This window comes from Actinokineospora pegani, from assembly GCF_009745975.1.
GTDB classification, from domain to species: domain Bacteria; phylum Actinomycetota; class Actinomycetes; order Mycobacteriales; family Pseudonocardiaceae; genus Actinokineospora; species Actinokineospora pegani.
Genome location: NZ_WHOL01000100.1, coordinates 55166 through 74400, shown reverse-complemented (window position 1 = coordinate 74400; position 19235 = coordinate 55166). Strand labels below are relative to the sequence as shown.

The 19235-nt window shown below is 72.7% G+C and carries 24 protein-coding genes; 20 read left to right on the top strand and 4 right to left on the bottom strand.

Annotation, left to right across the window (positions count from 1 at the left end):
- The 13 genes from truB to GCL84_RS19260 all read left to right on the top strand — a co-directional run bounded on the left by truB (position 1) and on the right by GCL84_RS19260 (position 10559).
- Positions 1-915, top strand: a complete 915-nt coding sequence (gene truB, locus GCL84_RS19320) for a tRNA pseudouridine(55) synthase TruB (protein ID WP_156756910.1) — start codon at positions 1-3, stop codon at positions 913-915.
- Between the two features lie 209 nt (positions 916-1124).
- On the top strand, positions 1125-2069 hold the full coding sequence (locus tag GCL84_RS19315; protein WP_156756909.1) for a bifunctional riboflavin kinase/FAD synthetase: 945 nt from the start codon (positions 1125-1127) through the stop codon (positions 2067-2069).
- A 121-nt stretch (positions 2070-2190) separates the two neighbouring features.
- The gene (locus GCL84_RS19310) at positions 2191-2661 is read left to right on the top strand and encodes an XRE family transcriptional regulator (protein WP_156756908.1); all 471 of its coding nucleotides are present in this window, start codon (positions 2191-2193) and stop codon (positions 2659-2661) included.
- Complete coding sequence (locus GCL84_RS19305; protein ID WP_156756907.1) at positions 2658-3164, top strand: 2'-5' RNA ligase family protein; 507 nt, start codon at positions 2658-2660, stop codon at positions 3162-3164. Before GCL84_RS19310 ends, GCL84_RS19305 begins: the two co-directional genes overlap by 4 nt.
- A 128-nt stretch (positions 3165-3292) precedes the next feature.
- Positions 3293-3562: a 30S ribosomal protein S15 gene (gene rpsO, locus GCL84_RS19300; RefSeq protein WP_156756906.1), complete on the top strand. Its 270-nt coding sequence runs from the start codon at positions 3293-3295 to the stop codon at positions 3560-3562.
- A gap of 279 nt (positions 3563-3841) precedes the next feature.
- Positions 3842-6091, top strand: a complete 2250-nt coding sequence (locus GCL84_RS19295) for a polyribonucleotide nucleotidyltransferase (RefSeq protein WP_156756905.1) — start codon at positions 3842-3844, stop codon at positions 6089-6091.
- 86 nt (positions 6092-6177) lie between these two features.
- Entirely contained in the window at positions 6178-7488 is a 1311-nt protein-coding gene (locus GCL84_RS19290) for a M16 family metallopeptidase (RefSeq protein ID WP_235926441.1), read from the top strand.
- A 17-nt stretch (positions 7489-7505) separates the two neighbouring features.
- A complete protein-coding gene (gene dapB, locus GCL84_RS19285) occupies positions 7506-8279 on the top strand; it encodes a 4-hydroxy-tetrahydrodipicolinate reductase (protein ID WP_156756903.1) in 774 nt (257 codons plus the stop codon).
- 18 nt (positions 8280-8297) lie between these two features.
- The gene (locus GCL84_RS19280) at positions 8298-8738 is read left to right on the top strand and encodes a hypothetical protein (protein ID WP_156756902.1); all 441 of its coding nucleotides are present in this window, start codon (positions 8298-8300) and stop codon (positions 8736-8738) included.
- Complete coding sequence (locus tag GCL84_RS19275) at positions 8735-9424, top strand: alpha/beta fold hydrolase (protein ID WP_156756901.1); 690 nt, start codon at positions 8735-8737, stop codon at positions 9422-9424. The genes GCL84_RS19280 and GCL84_RS19275 overlap by 4 nt, the downstream gene beginning before the upstream one ends.
- A 31-nt stretch (positions 9425-9455) precedes the next feature.
- Positions 9456-9938, top strand: a complete 483-nt coding sequence (locus tag GCL84_RS19270; RefSeq protein ID WP_156756900.1) for a GyrI-like domain-containing protein — start codon at positions 9456-9458, stop codon at positions 9936-9938.
- Positions 9939-10021: 83 nt separating this feature from the next.
- Positions 10022-10186 (top strand): hypothetical protein, encoded by a 165-nt coding sequence (locus tag GCL84_RS19265; protein WP_156756899.1) that lies wholly within the window; start codon positions 10022-10024, stop codon positions 10184-10186.
- A 163-nt stretch (positions 10187-10349) separates the two neighbouring features.
- Complete coding sequence (locus tag GCL84_RS19260; protein WP_156756898.1) at positions 10350-10559, top strand: DUF2277 domain-containing protein; 210 nt, start codon at positions 10350-10352, stop codon at positions 10557-10559.
- 9 nt (positions 10560-10568) lie between these two features.
- Here GCL84_RS19260 and GCL84_RS19255 read toward each other — a convergent pair whose 3' ends face one another.
- The 3 genes from GCL84_RS19255 to GCL84_RS19245 all read right to left on the bottom strand — a co-directional run bounded on the left by GCL84_RS19255 (position 10569) and on the right by GCL84_RS19245 (position 12353).
- Complete coding sequence (locus GCL84_RS19255; RefSeq protein ID WP_156756935.1) at positions 10569-11075, bottom strand: YqaA family protein; 507 nt, start codon at positions 11073-11075, stop codon at positions 10569-10571.
- 96 nt (positions 11076-11171) lie between these two features.
- Positions 11172-11735: an EF-hand domain-containing protein gene (locus GCL84_RS19250; protein ID WP_156756897.1), complete on the bottom strand. Its 564-nt coding sequence runs from the start codon at positions 11733-11735 to the stop codon at positions 11172-11174.
- A 60-nt stretch (positions 11736-11795) separates the two neighbouring features.
- Positions 11796-12353 carry a GNAT family N-acetyltransferase gene (locus tag GCL84_RS19245; protein ID WP_156756896.1) on the bottom strand — a complete coding sequence of 186 codons (558 nt, stop codon included), beginning with the start codon at positions 12351-12353 and terminating at the stop codon, positions 11796-11798.
- 66 nt (positions 12354-12419) lie between these two features.
- On the opposite strand from GCL84_RS19245, the gene GCL84_RS19240 reads away from it, so the two are divergent.
- The 7 genes from GCL84_RS19240 (at position 12420) to GCL84_RS19210 (ending at position 18614) form a co-directional block, all read left to right on the top strand.
- Entirely contained in the window at positions 12420-13634 is a 1215-nt protein-coding gene (locus tag GCL84_RS19240) for a winged helix-turn-helix domain-containing protein (RefSeq protein ID WP_156756934.1), read from the top strand.
- 70 nt (positions 13635-13704) lie between these two features.
- Positions 13705-14256 (top strand): toxin-antitoxin system HicB family antitoxin, encoded by a 552-nt coding sequence (locus GCL84_RS19235; protein ID WP_156756895.1) that lies wholly within the window; start codon positions 13705-13707, stop codon positions 14254-14256.
- Positions 14253-15128 (top strand): DUF4097 family beta strand repeat-containing protein, encoded by an 876-nt coding sequence (locus GCL84_RS19230; protein ID WP_156756894.1) that lies wholly within the window; start codon positions 14253-14255, stop codon positions 15126-15128. The genes GCL84_RS19235 and GCL84_RS19230 overlap by 4 nt, the downstream gene beginning before the upstream one ends.
- 114 nt (positions 15129-15242) lie before the next feature.
- Complete coding sequence (thyX, locus tag GCL84_RS19225; protein ID WP_156756893.1) at positions 15243-15995, top strand: FAD-dependent thymidylate synthase; 753 nt, start codon at positions 15243-15245, stop codon at positions 15993-15995.
- 4 nt (positions 15996-15999) lie between these two features.
- A complete protein-coding gene (locus tag GCL84_RS19220; protein ID WP_156756892.1) occupies positions 16000-16395 on the top strand; it encodes an ACT domain-containing protein in 396 nt (131 codons plus the stop codon).
- 51 nt (positions 16396-16446) lie between these two features.
- Entirely contained in the window at positions 16447-17949 is a 1503-nt protein-coding gene (locus GCL84_RS19215; protein WP_235926440.1) for a serine/threonine-protein kinase, read from the top strand.
- Between the two features lie 47 nt (positions 17950-17996).
- Positions 17997-18614, top strand: coding sequence for a TIGR03085 family metal-binding protein (locus GCL84_RS19210; RefSeq protein WP_156756891.1), 618 nt, complete (start codon positions 17997-17999; stop codon positions 18612-18614).
- Between the two features lie 52 nt (positions 18615-18666).
- Here GCL84_RS19210 and GCL84_RS19205 read toward each other — a convergent pair whose 3' ends face one another.
- Positions 18667-19188, bottom strand: coding sequence for a hypothetical protein (locus GCL84_RS19205; RefSeq protein WP_156756890.1), 522 nt, complete (start codon positions 19186-19188; stop codon positions 18667-18669).
- Positions 19189-19235: the final 47 nt, after the last annotated feature.

The following is a 19235-nucleotide window of genomic DNA, read 5'->3' as shown; positions in this document are numbered from 1 at the left end:
GTGCCCAGTTCCACGCGCAAGAGCGACACCCCCCGCAAAACCGTCCCCCCCGGTCTCGTCGTCGTCGACAAGGCCCCCGGCATGACCTCGCACGACGTCGTCGCGCGGGTGCGCAGGATCGTGGGCACCCGCAAGGTCGGGCACGCGGGCACGCTGGACCCGATGGCCACCGGCATCCTGGTGCTCGGCGTCGAGCGGGCCACCAAGCTGCTCGGCCACCTCGCCCTCGACCGCAAGGTCTACCTGGCCACCATCCGCCTCGGGCAGTCCACGACCACCGACGACGCCGAGGGCGAGCCGGTCACCACCGCCGACCCGACCGGCGTCACCGACGCGGCCATCGCCGCCGGGATCGCCGACCTGACCGGCGAGATCATGCAGGTCCCCAGCTCGGTCAGCGCCGTGAAGATCGATGGCAAGCGCGCCTACGCCCGCGTCCGCGCGGGGGAGGAGGTCGAGATCCCGGCCCGCCCGGTCACCGTCTTCCGCTTCGACCTGCTCGCCACCACCCGCACCGACACCTCGGTCGACCTCGACGTCATGGTCGACTGCTCCTCGGGCACCTACGTGCGCGCCCTGGCCCGCGACCTCGGCGCCACCCTCGGCGTCGGCGGCCACCTCGCCGCCCTCCGCCGCACCCGCGTCGGCCCCTTCGACCTGCGCGTCTGCCGAACCCTGGAGCAGTTGGAGCAGGACCCCGCCCTCTCCCTGGACATGGACGCCTCGGTCGCCACCGCCTTCCCCCGCCGCGACCTCGACCGCGCCGAGACCCAGGCCCTGGCCCACGGCAAGCGCATCCCCGCCGCCGACATCGAGGGCACCTACGGCATCTTCGACCCCGAGGGCCACGCCATCGCCCTCGGCGTGGACGAGGGCCGCACCGCCAAGGCCCTGGTAGTCCTCAACGTCCCCTAGCTCCGCCCACGCACCCCGGTCGAGCCTGGCCTTCGGCCCCCGGCATCCACGCTACCGCCAGGGTCCGACGCTTCCGACGCGCCGAGGTCGAGTTGTCCACAGCCCAGCACCCCCTGGCTCGAGCCCCCAGAACGCCCCCACCTGCACCCGGCAACCCGCCAAGCCCCCAGCCAGCACCCACCCACCCCCAACAACTAAGGTTCACCCCCGTGCAGCGTTGGCGCGGACTCGACGACCTCCCCGGCGGCTGGGGCCGCTGTGTGGCGACCATCGGTGTCTTCGACGGGGTCCACCTCGGACACCAAGAACTCATCGGCCGAGCGGTGGCGGTGGCCGGTGAACGCGACCTCCCCAGCGTCGTGGTCACCTTCGACCCGCACCCCGCCGAGGTCGTCCGCCCCGGCAGCCACCCCGCGCAGCTCACCACGCTGAACCGCAAGGCGGAGCTGGTCGAGGAGCTGGGCGTGGACGTGTTCTGCGTGCTGCCCTTCACCCCCGAGCTGTCCAAGGTGCCCGCCGACGAGTTCGTGCACGAGATCCTCGTCGAGCGGCTGCACGTGGCGGCCGTGGTGGTGGGCGAGAACTTCACCTTCGGACACCGGGCGCAGGGCGACATCGCGACGCTGGCCGCGCTCGGGCAGCGGTTCGGGTTCACCACCGAGGGCGCGCGCCTGGTCACCGGCCAGGCGGGCGGGGTCACCTTCTCCTCCACCTACATCCGCGCCTGCATCGACGCGGGCGACGTGCGGGCCGCGGCCACCGCGCTGGGCAGGCCGCCGCGGCTGGAGGGCATCGTGGTGCGCGGTGACGGCCGCGGCCACGAGCTGGGCTTCCCCACCGCGAACCTGTCCACCCCGCGGTTCGCGGCCGTGCCCGCCGACGGCGTCTACGCCTGCCGGTTCGCACTGCTCAACAGCCCCGACCGGGAGCCGCTGGCCGCCGCGGTGTCGGTGGGCACCAACCCGACGTTCTCCGGCCGGGAGCGCCGGGTCGAGGCGTTCGTGCTCGACGTGGACGAGGACTTCTACGGCCAGCGGGTCGCCGTCGACTTCGTCGAGCGGTTGCGCGGGATGGAGCGCTACCCGTCCTCCGAGGCGCTCGTGACGCAGATGCACCTGGACGTCGAGGAGACCCGCGAGCTCCTCGGGGATTGACCTACTGGTCGGTATCCCCCGGCGGATTCCGGCAAGTCGCCTCCGCGACCGCTCACGGCCTGGCAGGATACCGGGCGCGAGGTCCGCGCGACACGCGCGAAATCCAGGGGAGAGGCGGCAGGTGGAGGACCACAAAATCGTCCAGCGCAACATCGCCCTGCAGCGGGAGTGGTACGGCGAGCCGCTGGGCGACCGGGTGCGCAGGCTGGTGGTGGCCTTCGACGTGTCCCAGGCCAATCTGGCCGACGTGCTCGGCATCAGCGCCCCGATGCTCAGCCAGGTGATGAGCGGGCGCCGGGCCAAGATCGGCAACCCGGCGGTGCTGGCCAGGCTGATCATGCTCGAGCGCAAGGTGCTCACCCCGGAGGTCGCGTCCGGGCGGCGCGAGGCGCTGCAGCGCGCGCTCGACGACGTGCGCGGCTCCAAGCCGTCGGTGACCAGGGACAACCTGCCCGTCGACATCGGCCGCAGCGCGATCATGGCGCTGCGCCGGATCGCCTCGCCGGACGACCTGGCCGAGGCCGCCGGCCTGCTCAACGACCGCTTCCCCGAGGTCGCCGACCTGTTGCGCCGGGCGGGCAAGCGTCCTTGACCCGGTACTTCTCCGCGTTCGACCTGCCCGCCGCTGTCTCCATCCACCTGGCCGAGGCGCTGGGCGACGTCCCCGCCCCACTGCGGCCGACGCCGCGGGGGCAGTGGCACGTGACGGTCGGCTACTACGGTGCGGTCGACCCGGTCGAGCGACTGGCGTCCCTGCGGGAGCGGGCGGGCGAGCTGGCCGCGCCGACCTTGCGGCTGCGCGGGTCGGGCACCTTCGCCTCCGTCGTGCTCCTGGTCGTGCGGGGGCGGGGGGCCGAACTGGCCGCGATCGCCGAGGCGGCCGACGCCGGAGCGGGCGGGCACGAGCCCTACCGGCCGCACGTCACCGTCGCCAGGTGGGCGCGCGGCGGGGACCCGGCCCCGGGCCAGGCCCTCGCCGCGGGCCTCGCCGACTACACCGGGCCGTGGTGGACCCCGTCCGAGCTGGTGCTCTACGCCAGCGAGCTGGGCCGCCACACGCCGGTCGACCGGGTGCGGCTGCGGTTGCCCGGGTAGTCCGGTGAGCACCTGCTAACCTTGGTGACCGGGTCCGGCTGTGGTCCGTGGCGGCCGGTACCGACTCACCCGGGACGGGGTTTCCCGGTCCGGGCCGCACGGGACATCACGAAGCAGGAGCACGACAAGTGGCACTGACCACAGACCAGAAGAAGACGATCCTCACCGAGTACGGCGTGCACGACTCGGACACCGGATCGCCCGAGGCCCAGATCGCGCTGCTCACCAAGCGCATCAAGGACCTCACCGAGCACCTCAAGGAGCACAAGCACGACCACCACTCCCGTCGTGGTCTGCTGCTGCTGGTCGGCCGTCGTCGCCGCCTGCTCAACTACCTGACCAAGGTGGACATCGAGCGCTACCGGTCGCTGATCCAGCGCCTCGGCCTGCGCCGCTGAGCACGACCCCGGGGGGAGAGGCCGAATCGGTCGCTCCCCCCGGGTGTTCCACCCCCTCGCGGGTGGTACTCGAACAGAAGACAGAACTGAACAGCTAGCGAAGACGAATCAGGGCGAGCACGACGCCACGCGAGGTACGGGACCAGTTCGCCGGTCCTCGGTAGTGGTCTCCGGGACACGGTGTCCCGTGGACTTCGATCGAAGACCGGCCTCGTCCGAACCGCGACCCCGTGCTCGAGTGGCACTGCGCGCCCGGAACAAACGAGGAGCACCAACTACATGACGGACACCACCGTCCACGAGTCGACCGCTGTCATCGACAACGGCAAGTTCGGCTCGCGCACCATCCGCTTCGAGACCGGCCGCCTGGCGCGCCAGGCCGCGGGCAGCGTCGTGGCCTACCTCGACGAGGAGACCATGCTGCTGTCGGCGACCACCGCCTCCAAGCAGCCCAAGGAGCACTTCGACTTCTTCCCCCTCACGGTGGACGTCGAGGAGCGCATGTACGCCGTGGGCCGCATCCCCGGCGCGTTCTTCCGCCGCGAGGGCCGTCCGTCCACGGACGCGATCCTGACCTGCCGCCTGATCGACCGCCCGCTGCGCCCGTCCTTCGTGGACGGCCTGCGCAACGAGATCCAGGTCGTCATCACCGTGCAGTCGCTCAACCCGCAGGACCTCTACGACGTGGTGGCCATCAACGCCGCGTCCGCCTCCACCCAGCTCGCGGGCCTGCCGTTCTCCGGCCCGATCGGCGCCGTCCGCGTCGCCCTGATCGAGGGCCAGTGGGTCGCGTTCCCGACCCACGACCAGCTCAAGACGGCCGTGTTCGACATGGTTGTCGCGGGCCGGACTGTCAACGACGACGTCGCGATCATGATGGTCGAGGCCGAGGCCACCGACAACGTCATCGACCTGGTGGGCGAGGGCCAGCAGGCCCCCACCGAGGAGATCGTGGCCGCGGGCCTCGAGGCGTCGAAGACGTTCATCAAGACGCTCTGCGACGCGCAGGCCGAGCTGGCCGCGCACGCGGCCAAGGCGACCCGCGACTACCCGACGTTCCCGGCCTACCAGCCCGACGCGCTCGAGGCCGTCACCGCCGCCGCCTCCGACGAGCTGGCCCAGGCGCTGACCATCGGCGACAAGCAGGAGCGCGAGTCGCGCCTGGACGCGATCAAGGCCGAGACCCTGGTCAAGGTCGGCGCGGTCGAGGGCGGCGCCTTCGACGGCCGCGAGAAGGAGGTCGGCGCGGCGTTCCGCTCGCTGAACAAGCAGCTCGTCCGCCAGCGCATCCTGCGCGACAAGGTGCGCATCGACGGCCGCGGCCTGACCGACATCCGCGGCCTGTCCGCCGAGGTCGCGCTCATCCCGCGCGCGCACGGCTCGGCCCTGTTCGAGCGCGGCGAGACCCAGATCCTGGGTGTCACCACGCTGAACATGCTCCGCCTCGAGCAGCAGATCGACTCGCTGTCGCCGGAGACCCACAAGCGCTACATGCACCACTACAACTTCCCGCCGTTCTCCACCGGCGAGACCGGCCGCGTGGGCTCGCCCAAGCGGCGCGAGATCGGCCACGGCGCGCTCGCCGAGCGCGCGCTGATGCCGGTGCTGCCCAAGCGCGACGAGTTCCCCTACGCGATCCGCCAGGTCTCCGAGGCGCTGAGCTCCAACGGCTCCACCTCGATGGGCTCGGTCTGCGCGTCGACCATGTCGCTGCTCAACGCAGGCGTCCCGCTCAAGGCGCCGGTCTCCGGCATCGCCATGGGCCTGGTCTCCGACCAGGTCGACGGGGAGACGCGCTACGTGGCGCTGACCGACATCCTCGGCGCCGAGGACGCCTTCGGCGACATGGACTTCAAGGTCGCGGGCACGAAGGAGTTCGTGACCGCGCTGCAGCTCGACACCAAGCTCGACGGCATCCCCTCCGAAGTGCTGGCCGCCGCCCTGGGCCAGGCCCGCGACGCGCGCCTGACCATCCTGGAGGTCATGGCCGAGGCCATCGACGGCCCGGACGAGATGAGCCCGTTCTCGCCGCGCGTCACCTCGGTGAAGATCCCGGTCGACAAGATCGGCGAGGTCATCGGCCCGAAGGGCAAGATGATCAACTCGATCACCGAGCAGACCGGTGCCGACATCTCCATCGAGGACGACGGCACGATCTACGTCGGCGCGGCCGACGGCCCGTCCGCCGAGGCGGCGATCGACCTGATCAACGCCATCGCCAACCCGCAGCTGCCCAAGGTCGGCGAGCGGTTCCTGGGCACGGTCGTCAAGACCGCCGCCTTCGGCGCCTTCGTCTCCCTGCTGCCGGGCAAGGACGGTCTGGTCCACATCTCCAAGCTGGGCCGCGGCAAGCGCGTCAACAAGGTCGAGGACGTCGCGAACGTCGGCGACAAGCTGCGCGTGGAGATCGCCGACATCGACCAGCGCGGCAAGATCAGCCTGATCCTGGTGGACGAGGACAGCGCCGAGAACGCCAACGGCGCGGACGCCCCCGTGGAGACCCCGGACACCGAGGCGGCCAACGCCTAGTGGCCAACCGCTCCACTACGGCCGCGGGCGCCACCGGCGCCCGCGGCCGCGGTCCCTCCCGCACCCCGTCCCGCGTCCAGGGGCACCTGCAGAAGCCGGGCAGCACCGTCGTGCTGGAGCGCACCGGCGACGCCGAGGTCCGGCGCACCCTGCTGCCCGGCGGCCTGCGGGTCATCACCGAGCAGGTCCCCGGCGTGCGGTCGGCCTCCATCGGCATCTGGGTCGGCGTCGGCTCGCGCGACGAGCCGCGACCGGTCGCGGGCGCCGCGCACTACCTCGAGCACCTGCTGTTCAAGGGGACGGCCAAGCGCTCCGCCGCGGCCATCGCCGAGGAGATCGACGCCGTCGGCGGCGAGCTCAACGCGTTCACCGCCAAGGAGCACACCTGCTACTACGCGCACGTCCTCGACGAGGACCTGCCGCTGGCGGTCGACCTGGTGTCCGACGTGGTCTTCGACGCGCTGTGCGCCGAGTCCGACGTGGAGACCGAGCGCGGAGTGGTGCTCGAGGAGATCGCCATGCGCGACGACGACCCCGAGGACCTGCTGCACGACGCGTTCTGCGAGGCGCTCATGCCCGGCCACGCGCTGGGCCGCCCGGTGCTGGGCACCGAGGACTCGATCACCGGCATGAGCCGGACCGCGCTCAACGGCTTCTACCGGCGCCGCTACACGCTGCCGAAGATGGTGCTCGCCGTCGCGGGCAACATCACCCACCGGCAGGTGCTCGCCCAGGTCCGCAAGGCCCTCGGCGACCGGCTCACCGGCGAGCGCGCCCCGCTGCCCCCGCGCGTGGGCCGGGCCCGTTTCGCCGCCAAGCCGGAGCTGGTGCTGCACACCGACGACACCGAGCAGGCGCACCTGATGCTCGGCGTGCGCGCGATCGACCGGCACGACGAGCGCCGGTTCGTCCTCAGCGTGCTCAACGCCGCCCTGGGCGGGGGCATGAGCTCCCGGCTGTTCCAGGAGGTCCGCGAGCGCCGCGGCCTGGCCTACCAGGTGTACTCGTCGGTGGCGTCCTACGCCGACAGCGGCCACCTGTCGGTCTACGCGGGCTGCCAGCCCGACCGGCTCGGTGAGGTCGCGGGCGTGATCCGCGAGGTGCTCGCCGACGTGGCCGCGCACGGCCTGTCCGACGCCGAGGTGGCGCGCGGCAAGGGCCAGTTGCGCGGCGGCCTGGTGCTGGGCCTGGAGGACACCAGCTCCCGGATGTCGCGCATCGGCAAGGGCGAGCTGGCCTACGCCGACTACCTCACCGTCGAGCAGACCCTGGAGCGCATCGCCGCCGTCACCGCCGAGGACGTCGCGGCGCTGGCCGGGGACCTGCTCACCCGCCCGCTCGCCGGGGCCGTCGTCGGCCCCTACGAGACCCTCTCCGACCTCCCTTTCCAGCTCTGATCCCCCGAGGTGAACCGATGACGACGCGTTCCCGCGCCGCGGACAACCCGATCCGCGTCGGCGTGCTCGGCGCCCGCGGCCGCATGGGCGCGGAGGTCGTGCGCGCCGTGGAGGCCGCGGACGACACGCGGGTGGTGGCCGCGGTCGACACCGGCGACCGGATGCTCGACATCGCCGACGCCGGGGCTGAGGTGGTCGTCGACTTCACCCACCCCGACGTGGTGATGGACAACCTGCGGTTCTGCCTCGACCAGGGCATCCACGCCGTCGTCGGCACCTCCGGGTTCGACGACGCCAAGGTCGCCACGCTCACCCGGTGGCTCGCGGACAAGCCGGGGCTGGGCGTGCTCCTCGCGCCGAACTTCGCCCTGGGCGCGGTGCTGTCGATGCGCTTCGCCGCGCTCGCGGCCAAGTACTACGACACCGTCGAGATCATCGAGCTGCACCACAACCGCAAGGCCGACGCGCCCAGCGGCACCGCGGCGCACACCGCCCGGCTGGTCGCCCAGGCCCGGCAGGCCGCCGGGCTCGGCGCGGCGCCCGACGCCACCACGTCCGAAGTGGATGGCGCGCGCGGCGCGCTGGTCGACGACGTGCGGGTGCACTCGGTGCGGTTGCGGGGTTTGGTGGCGCACCAGGAAGTCCTGTTCGGCGGCCAGGGGGAGACCCTGACCATTCGGCACGACTCGTTGGACCGCACCAGCTTCATGCCCGGCGTGCTGCACGGCGTGCGCGAGATCCTGGGCAGGCCCGGCTTGACCGTGGGCCTCGAGAACCTGCTCGACCTCTAGCCGACGTACGATCCCCGGGTGTCCGCACGCACCGTCTCGGTAATCCTGAGCGCCGTCCTGGTCGTCTACTTCGTCCTGCTCGGCGGTCGGGCGCTGGCCCTGTTCCGCGACGGGTCGCCGATCGCGGTCGCGCTGGGCGTGGGGGTCGTGCTGCTGCCCGTGGTGGGGGCGTGGATCGTGTGGTCGACGCTGCGGTTCGGGGTGCGCACCTCGGAGCTGGGCAGGCGCCTGGCCGCCGAGGACGGCCTGCCCGACACCTTGGACCTGCCGCGCACGCCCTCGGGCCGGGTCGACCGGTCGGCGGCCGACGCCTGGTTCGAGACCCAGCGCGCCGCGGCCGAGCAGGCCCCGGACGACTGGCGGTCCTGGTACCGGCTGGCCGTGGCCTACGACGTGGCGGGCGACCGGTCCCGCGCGCGGGACGCGATGCGCAAGGCCCTGGAGTTGGCGCAGGTTTGAGCACCTACGTGCTGGTCCCGGGCGCCGGGTCGGATTCCGCCCACTGGAACCGGGTGCGCCCGCTGCTGGAGGCCCGCGGCCACGAGGTGATCACCCCCGACCTGCCTGCGGCCGACCCGGAGGCCGGGCTGGGCGCCTACGTCGACACGATCGTCGAGGCCATCGGCGACCGCTCGGGCGTCATCCTCGTCGCGCAGTCCATGGCCGGGCTGTCCGCCCCGGTCGCGGCCACCCGGGCCGACGTGGCGCTGCTCGTCCTGGTCGCGGCGATGATCCCGGCGCCGGGGGAGACCGGCGGGCAGTGGTGGGCGGCGACCGGGCAGCCCGAGGCGCAGCGGGCGGCCGACCTGGCCGCGGGGCGCGACCCGGACGCGCCCTTCGACCCGGTGGTCACCTTCCTGCACGACCTGCCCCCGGACGTGCTCGACGAGGTGCTGGCCGCCCCGCCGATCGACCAGTCCGACCGGCCGTTCGCCGACCCGTGGCCGCTGGCCGCGTGGCCGGACGTGCCGACCAGGGTGCTGGTCTGCCGCGACGACCGGCTGTTCCCGCTGGCGTTCCAGCGCCGCGTCACCCGCGAGCGCCTCGGCATCACCCCGGACGAGATGGAGGGCGGCCACCTGCCCGCCCTCGCGCACCCGGGGGCCCTGGTCGAGTGGCTTGAGCGCTACCGGGAGAGCACCTGATCTGTCGGTCCGGGTCGCTACCCTCCCCCGCATGAGCGAGCCGCAGATCGAGTACCGCCCGCCGAAGCACTACGCGGGCATCCGCACGCAGGCCCCGCTGTCGGAGTGGGGCCGGGTCAACGCCCTGCTGCCGGAGGTCCAGGGCTGGTTGGCCGAGCGGGGTGTCGCGGTCGTCGGACCGCCGATGTACCGCTACCACCAGGTCGACGAGGCGGGCGTGATCGATGTCGAGGTCGGTTGGCCGGTCGCCGAGCCGGTCGAGGGCGACGGGCGGGTCACCGCCCAGGAGGTCCCCGAGGGCGACTACGCCGTGGCCGTGCACGAGGGCAGCCCGGACACCATCCGCGAGACCTTCGACCGCCTCGACGAGTGGTCCGACCGCACCGGCGAGTACTTCGACGTCCGTGACGGGGTGTGGGCCGGTCGTTTCGAGACTTATCTCACCGACCCCGCGCACGAGCCTGACATGGGGAAATGGCGCACCGAGGTGGCGTACCTGCTGAACCGGGGCTGATCATCTCCAATGATCTTCGCCCACGGTGGCGGCGGCGCTAGCATCGCCATCGCACAGGTCCCTTCACCCCCGAAGGCGGACGAGTGAACGCCAACGAGACGCTGGCCGAAGACGACGGGCTCTACGACGACTCCGTCGGCGCGTGCCTCTGCCCGTCGTACTCGCGCGTGCCGGGCAGGCGCGAGTTGCACGACATCGGCGCCCCCGGCTGCGCCCACACCGACGAGGCGGCAGCCAACCAGGGCTGACCCCGCCCCCCCGCGAACGGGAGCAACCAACTCGGACAACTGATCACGACGGCGGAGACCAGCAGGCCCAGGCCTGCTGGTCTCCGCTTTGCCGTCCGGGTCGTCCTGGTCGACGTCGCGAGGGATCTGCGGAATGTCGGTGGCCCGGCGCATGATGGGTCCCATGTGCCGCAGCATCAAGACCCTCCGCCCCCCGTTCACCGAGGACCCGGGCGACGATGACGTCCGCGCCGCCGCGTTGCAGTACGTGCGCAAGATCTCGGGCTTCCGCGCCCCGGCCGCGCACAACGCCGAGGCCTTCGAGGCCGCCGTCGACGCCGTGGCCGCCGCCACGGCGGACCTGCTGGACCGCCTGGTCGTCAAGGGTCGGTAGGAGCAGGGCCTAGAAGAGCCAGCCGGTGAACAGGGCGGGGGAGGCGGCCAGCAGGCTGAACCGGATGAACCGGCCCGCCAGGCCCGCGCTGATGAAGGTCGCGAGCCGCATCCGGACCAGGCCCGCCAGCACCACCGTCGCCATGTAGGGCGGCAGCCCGACCACGGAGCTGACGCTGTAGGCGCCGACCATCCAGTGCGGGTGGCGCTCGCACTTGGCGCGCAGCACCGCGACCCAGGAGCGGAGGCGCTTGGTGCGCACGTGCCACCGCTCCCGGCGGGCGGTCATCGGCCGGGCCTCGCGGTGCAGGAACGCGGGCAGGCGGATCGACCCGCGCCCGGCGTAGTAGTAGAGCAGCTTGCCGCCCACCTGGCCGATGGCGACGACCAAGCCCAGCAGCAGGCACGAGACCTGGGGCTCCTGCGCGGCCATGCCGATCACGAACAGCTCGATGCTGATGAACGGGACCAGGGCGGAGCCGAAGGCGATGCCCATGGCCAGGCCGAGCCAAGCCAGCGCCACGCGGACACCACCTTTCCCGGGAGCGGTCGGCCACCGACGGTACCGGACCCGGGGGCGGATCGGGCCGGGTCCGGCACCAGCGGGGGCGCCTCAGCCGCGGGGGAGCGGGCCGAGCAGGTACTCGCCCGCCGAGCCGGGCGAGTCGTCGAAGTAGTACTCGCGAATGGCCGACAGCAGTTCGCGCACCCCGACGCGGCCGTCGCCGTCGGTGTCGAGGCGGCGGTGGACCTCGCGGGCGTCGGCCTCGGGCAGGGCCATCAGGCCGCGGGTCCAGCGGACCTCGTCCTCGGCGGTGAGCGCGCCGTCGCCGTCGGTGTCGGCGATGGCCATGACCGCGTCGAGGAACGGCTGGTAGACCGAGTCGAAGTTCTCCGGGGTCTCCAGCAGGCCCGCGGCGAAGGCGCGCTTGTACTCCTGTTCGGAGACGCGCTGGTCGGAGTCGGTGTCGGCGACGCCGAGCAGGTGCTCCCACAGCCCCGTCATCAACTCGCCCAGGCGGGTCACCCTGGGGTCTTCGGCGGCCAGTCCGTACTCCGCCGCCAGGTTGTCGCGGGCGCGGTCGAAGTCCGCCCGCTCCAGGTGGCCGTTGCCGTCGAGGTCGTAGGTCTGGAACCGGCGGGTGAGCTTGCGGTCGAGGAACTCGCTGGGGGGCACGCGGTGACTCCGTTCCACGGGATCATGATCAACCGGGACCGAGTCAACCACCTCCCGCGCCTAGTGCAGAGCCAAGTCCAACGATCCGGTGAGACGCAGCTCACGCAGTGGCTGTCCGTCGGCGTCCAGCGTCCGCACCACGCCGTCGGGCGCCCAGCCCGCGCGCCGGTAGAACTCCAGCGACGCGGTGTTGCGCACCGGCACCCACGCGATCCCGCGCGTCGCGCCGCCCGCCCGGAGCCGCTGGGCCATCGTGGCCAACAGCCGCCCCGCGTGCCCGCGCCTGCCCCAGCGCGGCTCGACCAGCAGGGAGCCCACCAGGGCGACCGTCGAGGCGTCCGGGACCGGGACGTCGTTGGCCGCGGCCGACTCCGACTCCGGCGACGGGCCCGCCGAGCAGAACCCGACCACCCAGTTGCCCTCGGTGGCCACCAGCACCGTCGCCGGGCCCTGGGCCACCGCCGCCCGCCACTGCTCGGCCGCCGCGTCGACGTCCAGGCCCGCCAGCACGAGCGCGGGGAGGAGGTCGGCGAACCCGGTGCGCCAGGTCTCGACCTGGATGCGGGCGATCTCGGCGGCGTCGCCCGGGGTCGCGGGGCGGACAGCGGCATCGGCCATGGCGTGAACCTATCTGGTGCCGGGTTGTCGGTGGTCACTGGCAGCATCAGCACCGTGACCGCCGTTGTGCAGACAGTCTCCGCCGACACCGCCCGCCGCACCGCCCTCGCCGCGCAGGGCTTCGCCGACCCCCGCCCGAGCGGCCGCCCCACGCGCAAGCACCTGCAGAAGGCGCTGAGCCGGGTGCAGTTGTTGCAACTGGACTCGGTCAACGTGGCCGTCCGCGCGCACTACATGCCGCTGTTCGCCCGGCTCGGCTCCTACGACCAGGACCTCGTCGACGAGGCCGCGTGGTCGCACAGCGCGCGCAGGCCCCGGCTGCTGGTCGAGTACTGGGCGCACGAGGCGAGCCTGATCCCGGCCGAGGACTGGCCGCTGTTCCGCTGGCGGATGCGCGGCTACGAGCAGCGCTACGCCCACCACCTGGCCCCCATCCGCGAGAAGTCGCCCGGTCTGGTCGAGGACGTGCTGGCGACCGTGCGCGAGCAGGGGCCGATCGCCGCGGGCGCGCTGGAGGCGGCGCTGGGCGGGGCGGTGCCCAAGGTCAAGGGCGGCTGGTGGAACCGGTCCGACGTCAAGCACGTGTGCGAGTACCTGTTCGGGGTGGGGGAGTTGACCACGGGCACCCGCAGGAGCTTCCAGCGCCACTACGACCTGCCCGAGCGGGTGCTGCCCGCCGAGGCCCTCGCCCAGACCCCGGACGACGAGGAGTGCGCCCGGCGGCTGACCCTGCGCGCCGCGCTCGCGCACGGCATCGGCACCGAGAAGGACCTGCGCGACTACTACCGCCTCCAGCCCGCCCAGTCCAAGCAGGCGGTCGCCGAGCTGGTCGAGGAGGGGCTGCTCGAGGCGGTCGCGGTCGAGGGCTGGCGCGCGCCCGCCTACCGCCACCCGGCTGCGCGCGCCCCGCGCGAGGTGCGGGGCCGGGCGCTGCTGTGCCCGTTCGACCCGCTGATCTGGGAGCGCGACCGCGCCCTGCGGCTGTTCGGCTTCCACTACCGCATCGAGATCTACGTCCCGGAGCCCAAGCGGGTGCACGGGTACTACGTGTTCCCCTTCCTGCTCGACGGCGAGCTGGTGGCCCGGGTGGACCTCAAGGCCGACCGCGCCGCGGGAACCCTGCGGGTCCAGGGCTCGTTCGCCGAAGAGGGGGCCGACACCACCCGCGTCGCGGGCGAGCTGGCCGAGGAGCTGCGGCTCATGGCGGACTGGCAGGGCCTGGACCGGATCTGGGTCGGTGAGCGGGGCGATTTGGCCGCTTCGCTCCGAAACGCCGTTTGACATCACCGCGACACCATTTCTGACGTCACGATTCCTCGACAGGTGTCAAAAGCGGTGTCATAGTGGTGTCATGGATCTGAGCCCGTACATCACCGCTCTGCGGGATGACCTGACCACCACGGCGGCGGCGGGTGACGAGAGCACCCGCCGCGCCGCGACCGTGCTGGGCGCCGCGCTGGAGCCCGCGGCCCGGCTGGCCATCATGAACGCGCTGTCCGACCTGGCCGCCGAGGTGACCGCCGAGCTGCCCGACCACGTCGTCGAGGTCCGCCTCGACGGCCGCGACGTCCGGGTGGCGGTCACCGCGACCAGCAGGCCGCGCCCGGCCGAGCCGCACCCGGAGCCCGAACCCGAGCCCGAGGTCCCGCTCACCCCCGTCGCCACCGCGGCGGGCGACATGAGCCGGATGACGCTGCGGCTGTTCGAGGAGCTCAAGACCAAGGCCGAGCACGCCGCGTCCAAGCAGGGCGTCTCGCTCAACACCTACGTCCAGCAGGCCGTGCAGGGCGCGCTGTCCAAGGGCTTCGGCAAGCACGGCGGCCAAGACCAGCAGCAGCGGCGCGCGGCGGACGCCGACCCGGGCGGCACCGGCGCCGAGGTGAAGGGCTGGTACCAGGGATGAGCACGCGCATCGAGGCGTTCGAGGCCGAGGGCCCGGTCCAGGTCGACATCGGCATCGCCGCGGGCCTGGTGGAGGTCCGGCTGGTCGACGAGCCGGGCGTGCAGGTCGAGGTCCGGCACGCCCCGGAGGCCGCCACCCCGTGGATGGAGGGCGTGTCGTCCCTGCTGAGCTGGGTCGGCGGGCAGTTGGGCGAGCAGTCCGACGCCGCCGACGCGCCCACCGAGGCCGTCGCCAGGACCCAGGTCGAGTTCGGCGCGGGCAGGCTGACGGTCCGCTCGTCCAAGAGCATGCCGCTGCGGGCCATTCCGCTGGGCGTCACGGTCCTGGCGCACACCGGGTCCGAGGTGGTCGTCGTGGGCGGCGGCGCCTCCATCACGGTTGTGGGCGAGGCGGGCCGGGTCAGGGCCACCAGCGGCTCCGGCGTGGTCGACGTCGAGCGCGCCAGCGGCCCGGTGCAGGTGACCAACGGCACCGGCGCGGTGCGCGTCGGACCGGTCGCCTCGGGCGTGCGCGCCCGCAGCGGCTCCGGCGACGTCGAGGTCAGCGCGGTCTCGGGCCCGTCGAGCATCACCACCGGCGGCGGCGACGTGCACCTGGGCCGGGTCGAGGGCGACGTCATGGTCCGCAGCGGCACCGGGACGATCACCGTCGCCGACGCGCGCAGCGGCCAGGTGGAGTTGTCCACCGGCACCGGCGGCCTCACCGTCGCGGTCGCGCGGGGCACCCCTGCCGAGTTCGACCTGACCTCCGGCGCGGGCACGGTCAGCAACGACCTGCCGCTGAGCCACGAGGAGCCCGCGGCCAAGCCGGGCCTGCGGGTGCGCGGGCGCACCGGCTCCGGCGACCTCACCGTCACCTTCGCGCGGCCCTGAGTCCCGGCCGCGCCCCGGCTCCGCCGACCGCGCCACGCCCTTTAGGCTGGCAGGCGGAGCCGGGGCGGCGTTCGCCCCCGGTCGGTGATCGACAGCGGAGCGAGGGATCGACGGGTGACCGAGACGGTGCGGGTGCGGGTGCGGCTCATCGCCAAGACGGAGTTCTTCCCGCCGGAGGACGTCCCCTGGTCCACCGACGCCGACGGCGGCGAGGCGCTGGCCGAGTTCGCCGGGCGCGCCTGCTACCAGTCGTGGACCAAGCCCAACCCGGCCACCGCGACCAACGAGGGCTACCTGCGCCACATCATCGAGGTCGGCCACCTGTCGGTGCTCGAGCACGGCAGCGTGTCGTTCTACCTCACCGGCATCTCCCGGTCGCTGACCCACGAGCTGATCCGGCACCGCCACTTCTCCTACTCGCAGCTCTCGCAGCGCTACGTGCCGGAGAAGTCCGCGGCCATGGTCGAGCCGGACGTCATCGCCTCCGACCCCGAGCTGCACGCGCAGTTCCTCGAGGCCGCCCAGGCCAGCCAGGACGCCTACAACTCGCTGCTCAAGGGCCTCGAGGCCAAGTTCGCCGACGCGCCCAGCGCCACCCTGCGCAAGAAGCAGGCCCGCCAGGCGGCCCGGTCGATCCTGCCCAACGCCACCGAGACCCGCATCGTGGTCACCGGCAACTACCGCGCCTGGCGGCACTTCATCGCCATGCGCGCCACCGAGCACGCCGACGTCGAGATCCGCGCCCTGGCGGTGGAGTGCCTGCGCCAGCTCCAGAAGGCCGCGCCCGGCGCGTTCGCCGACTTCGCCATCACCGCGCTGCCCGACGGCACCGACGTGGCCTCCAGCCCGCTCGTCGCCGAGGGCTGAGCCGGTGAAGCGCCTGGTCGTCGACGTGGTCGACGGGCTGTACACGATCACCCGGCTCGACCGGGGCGCCCCGGTCGACCCGGCGGTGTTCGCCGCCCCCGGCCTGGTCTCGATCACCAGCAGCGTCACCGAGATCTCGGTGGTCGCCCCGGCCGGGCACGCCCCGGACGCCGGGCGCGCGGAGCCGGGCTGGCGGCTGCTGACCGTGCGCGGGCCGCTGGAGTTCAGCCTGACCGGGATCATGGCCTCGCTGGCCGGGTCGCTGGCCGCCGCCGGGGTCTCGCTGTTCGCGCTGTCGACCTTCGACACCGACCACATCCTGGTCCGCGACGCCGTGCTGGACCGCGCAGTGCGCGCGTTGCGCGAGGCAGGACACGAAGTGCATCCGCCGAACGACTGAACCGGCGAGCGGGGCACGGTTACTATCCCCGCGTTCGCAGGAGGTGGATGGGTGACGCAGGAGCAGGGCCCCGCCGTGACACAGCACGGCAGGCAGCCGGGGCAGCGCGTGGTCGCGGGCCGGTACGTGGTCCAGTCGGAACTGGGCCGCGGCGGCATGGGCGTGGTGTGGCTGGCCGAGGACCGCATGATCGGCAGGCAGGTGGCGATCAAGGAGCTGCACCTGCCCGACGGCGTGCCGCACGCCGAGCGCAAGGTCTTCGAGGAGCGCGTGCTGCGCGAGGCGCGCACCGCGGGCAGGCTCAACGACCCGGCCGTGGTCACCGTCTACGACGTGGTCCAGGAGGCCGGGGCGACCTACATCGTGATGGAGCTGATCCAGGCCCCCACGCTGTCGGACGTGGTCAAGGAGCGCGGGCCGCTGCCCCAGGACCAGGTCGCGGTGCTGGCCGAGCAGTTGCTGTCCGCGCTGGAGGCCGCGCACCAGGCCGGGATCGTGCACCGCGACGTCAAGCCGTCGAACATCATGCTCGCCCGCAACGGCCGGGTGAAGCTCACCGACTTCGGCATCGCCCAGTCCCTCGACGACCCGAGGCTGACCAGCAGCGGCATGCTCATCGGCTCGCCGACCTACATGGCCCCCGAGCGCATCCGCGGCGAGGAGGCCCAGGGCTCGTCGGACCTGTGGGCGCTGGGCGCGGTGCTGTTCTTCGCCGTCGAGGGCTACTCGCCGTTCGAGCGCACCACCACCGCGGCCACCATGCACGCCATCCTGGCCGAGGTTCCGTACCTCACCAGGGCCCAGGGCGCGCTCGCCTCGATCATCACCGGCCTGATGAACGGCACCCCGCAGGGCCGCCTCACCGGCCCGCAGGTGCGCAGCCTGCTCGGCCACGTGCGCAACGGCCCCCCGTCGGGCCCGGTGGCCGCGCACTCCGGCCCGGTGCCGACGCAGACCCACTACATCCCGCCCACCCCGCCGAACGCCACCCACCTGGTGGCCGCCGGACAGGGGGGACGGGTCAGGACGAAGACCGCCCTGGTCATCGCCGGTGTGCTGGCCGTCGTCGGCCTGGTCGCGGGCATCTTCCTGCGCGAGGCGTTCATCCCGTCGGCGGACGCCGAGAACGTGGTGCAGACCTACTCCTACGGCCCGGGCGGCGACCTCACCGAGTTCGAGCTCCGCGAGGGCTACTGCAGCAACAACCCGCTGCAGATGAACGCGGGCTACTCCTCGAGCGGCAGCGACTGCGACAAGCCGCACAAGATCGAGGTGTTCGGCTCGTTCAGCCCGCTCAGCACCTCCTACGACCTGACCTACAACGGCGACCGGGTGAAGGGCGCGGCCGAGGGCTTCTGCACCTGGCTGTTCAACACCGAGCGGGTCGACCCCACCAAGCACGCGGACGGCAAGCTCGCCTTCGCCGTCGTCTACCCCTCCCAGGCGGTCTGGGAGGACGATGACATCAGCAACCGGTACGAGACCTTCTGCGTCGTCTACGACCCCAGCGGGGCGTTCCTGACCAAGACGGTCCTCACCAAGTACAGCAAGTGACCCGGTCGCCCTGCCCGGCGGCCACCGACCGCCGGTAGGGTCTGCCCATGGGTGTCGCCAAGGACGAACGCGCACAGCTCTGCGACCTGTTCACCGCAGTCGGACCGGACGCGCCGACGCTGTGCGGTGACTGGACCACGCGCGACCTCGCCGTGCACCTGGTCATTCGCGAGCGCCGCCTGGACGCCGCCCCCGGCATCCTGCTGCCCGTGTTCTCGGGCTACCTGGACAAGGTCACCAAGTCCTACCTCGACAAGCCGTGGGAGCAGATCGTCGAGCTGATCCGCACCGGCCCCCCGGTCTGGTCCCCGTTCAACCCCCTCGACAACCTGGTGAACACCACCGAGTACTACGTCCACCACGAGGACGTCCGCCGAGCGACCCCCACCTGGACCCCCCGCCCCGCGGACCCCCGCCGCGACGCCGCCATCTGGGCCACCCTGGGCCGCATGGGCAAGGTCCTCCTCCGCAAGAGCCCCGTCGGCATCACCCTGGTCTCGGGCGAGCGCCGGTCGACGGTCAAGAACGGCCCCGACCCGGTGACCCTGACCGGCGCCCCCGGCGAGATCCTGCTGTGGGCCTTCGGCCGCGACCAGAGCGTCCTGGAGTTCGAGGGCTCCGACACCGGCGTGGCCCGGCTCAAGGGCCTCAAGCGCGGTTTCTGACCGACCGGCGGCCCCCATTCCGACGAGCCGCCCAAGCGAACACCCCGGCCTCTCAGGCCTCCGGCACCGGATGCCGCAGGAACCCCTCAGCGAACAACTCCAGCAACCCACACCGCGGACACCGGTAGACATGCTGCGTGACCGCCTCCTCGCTCAACGACCGCAGCGCCGTCCCGGTCATGGTCGGCTCCCCGACCACCCACGTCCGTGTCCCCAGGTACTCCGCGCGCACGTCGCAATAACGGCACCGCAGGTGCACGCAGGCGTTCTTGGCCGCCTCGACCGCGTCCTCCTCGGCGGCCCGCGCCCGCACCTCCGCGAAGAACTCGTCCACCCCCGCGAGCGTCAACACCTCCTCCTGCTTGTACTCATCCCCGCCGACGTAGGTCAGCAGCGCCGAGTCGGCCTGGTCCCGGCGCACCGTCCGGCGCCCGAGCAGGCCGCCACCGGCCCGGAACCGCACCCGGACGTCGCGCGTGCCCTCGGGCGCGCCGCGCAGGACCTTGACCCTGTCGGTGAGCGGGTCCGCCGGGTCGGAGTCGAAAACCGGGCGCGCGGACGAGTCCTCAGCCATGGTCGCGACGGTAACGCGGGGTCACATCACTCAGGTGGTGAACGGCC

Coding starts and splice junctions, on each gene's coding strand:
- GCL84_RS19270 (WP_156756900.1), top strand. CDS start 9,456: ATGAGCGAGCCGCAGATCGAGTACCGCCCGCCGAAGCACTACGCGGGC.
- GCL84_RS19205 (WP_156756890.1), bottom strand. CDS start 19,188: ATGGCTGAGGACTCGTCCGCGCGCCCGGTTTTCGACTCCGACCCGGCG.
- GCL84_RS19295 (WP_156756905.1), top strand. CDS start 3,842: ATGACGGACACCACCGTCCACGAGTCGACCGCTGTCATCGACAACGGC.
- GCL84_RS19230 (WP_156756894.1), top strand. CDS start 14,253: ATGAGCACGCGCATCGAGGCGTTCGAGGCCGAGGGCCCGGTCCAGGTC.
- GCL84_RS19245 (WP_156756896.1), bottom strand. CDS start 12,353: ATGGCCGATGCCGCTGTCCGCCCCGCGACCCCGGGCGACGCCGCCGAG.
- dapB (WP_156756903.1), top strand. CDS start 7,506: ATGACGACGCGTTCCCGCGCCGCGGACAACCCGATCCGCGTCGGCGTG.
- GCL84_RS19260 (WP_156756898.1), top strand. CDS start 10,350: ATGTGCCGCAGCATCAAGACCCTCCGCCCCCCGTTCACCGAGGACCCG.
- GCL84_RS19235 (WP_156756895.1), top strand. CDS start 13,705: ATGGATCTGAGCCCGTACATCACCGCTCTGCGGGATGACCTGACCACC.
- GCL84_RS19210 (WP_156756891.1), top strand. CDS start 17,997: ATGGGTGTCGCCAAGGACGAACGCGCACAGCTCTGCGACCTGTTCACC.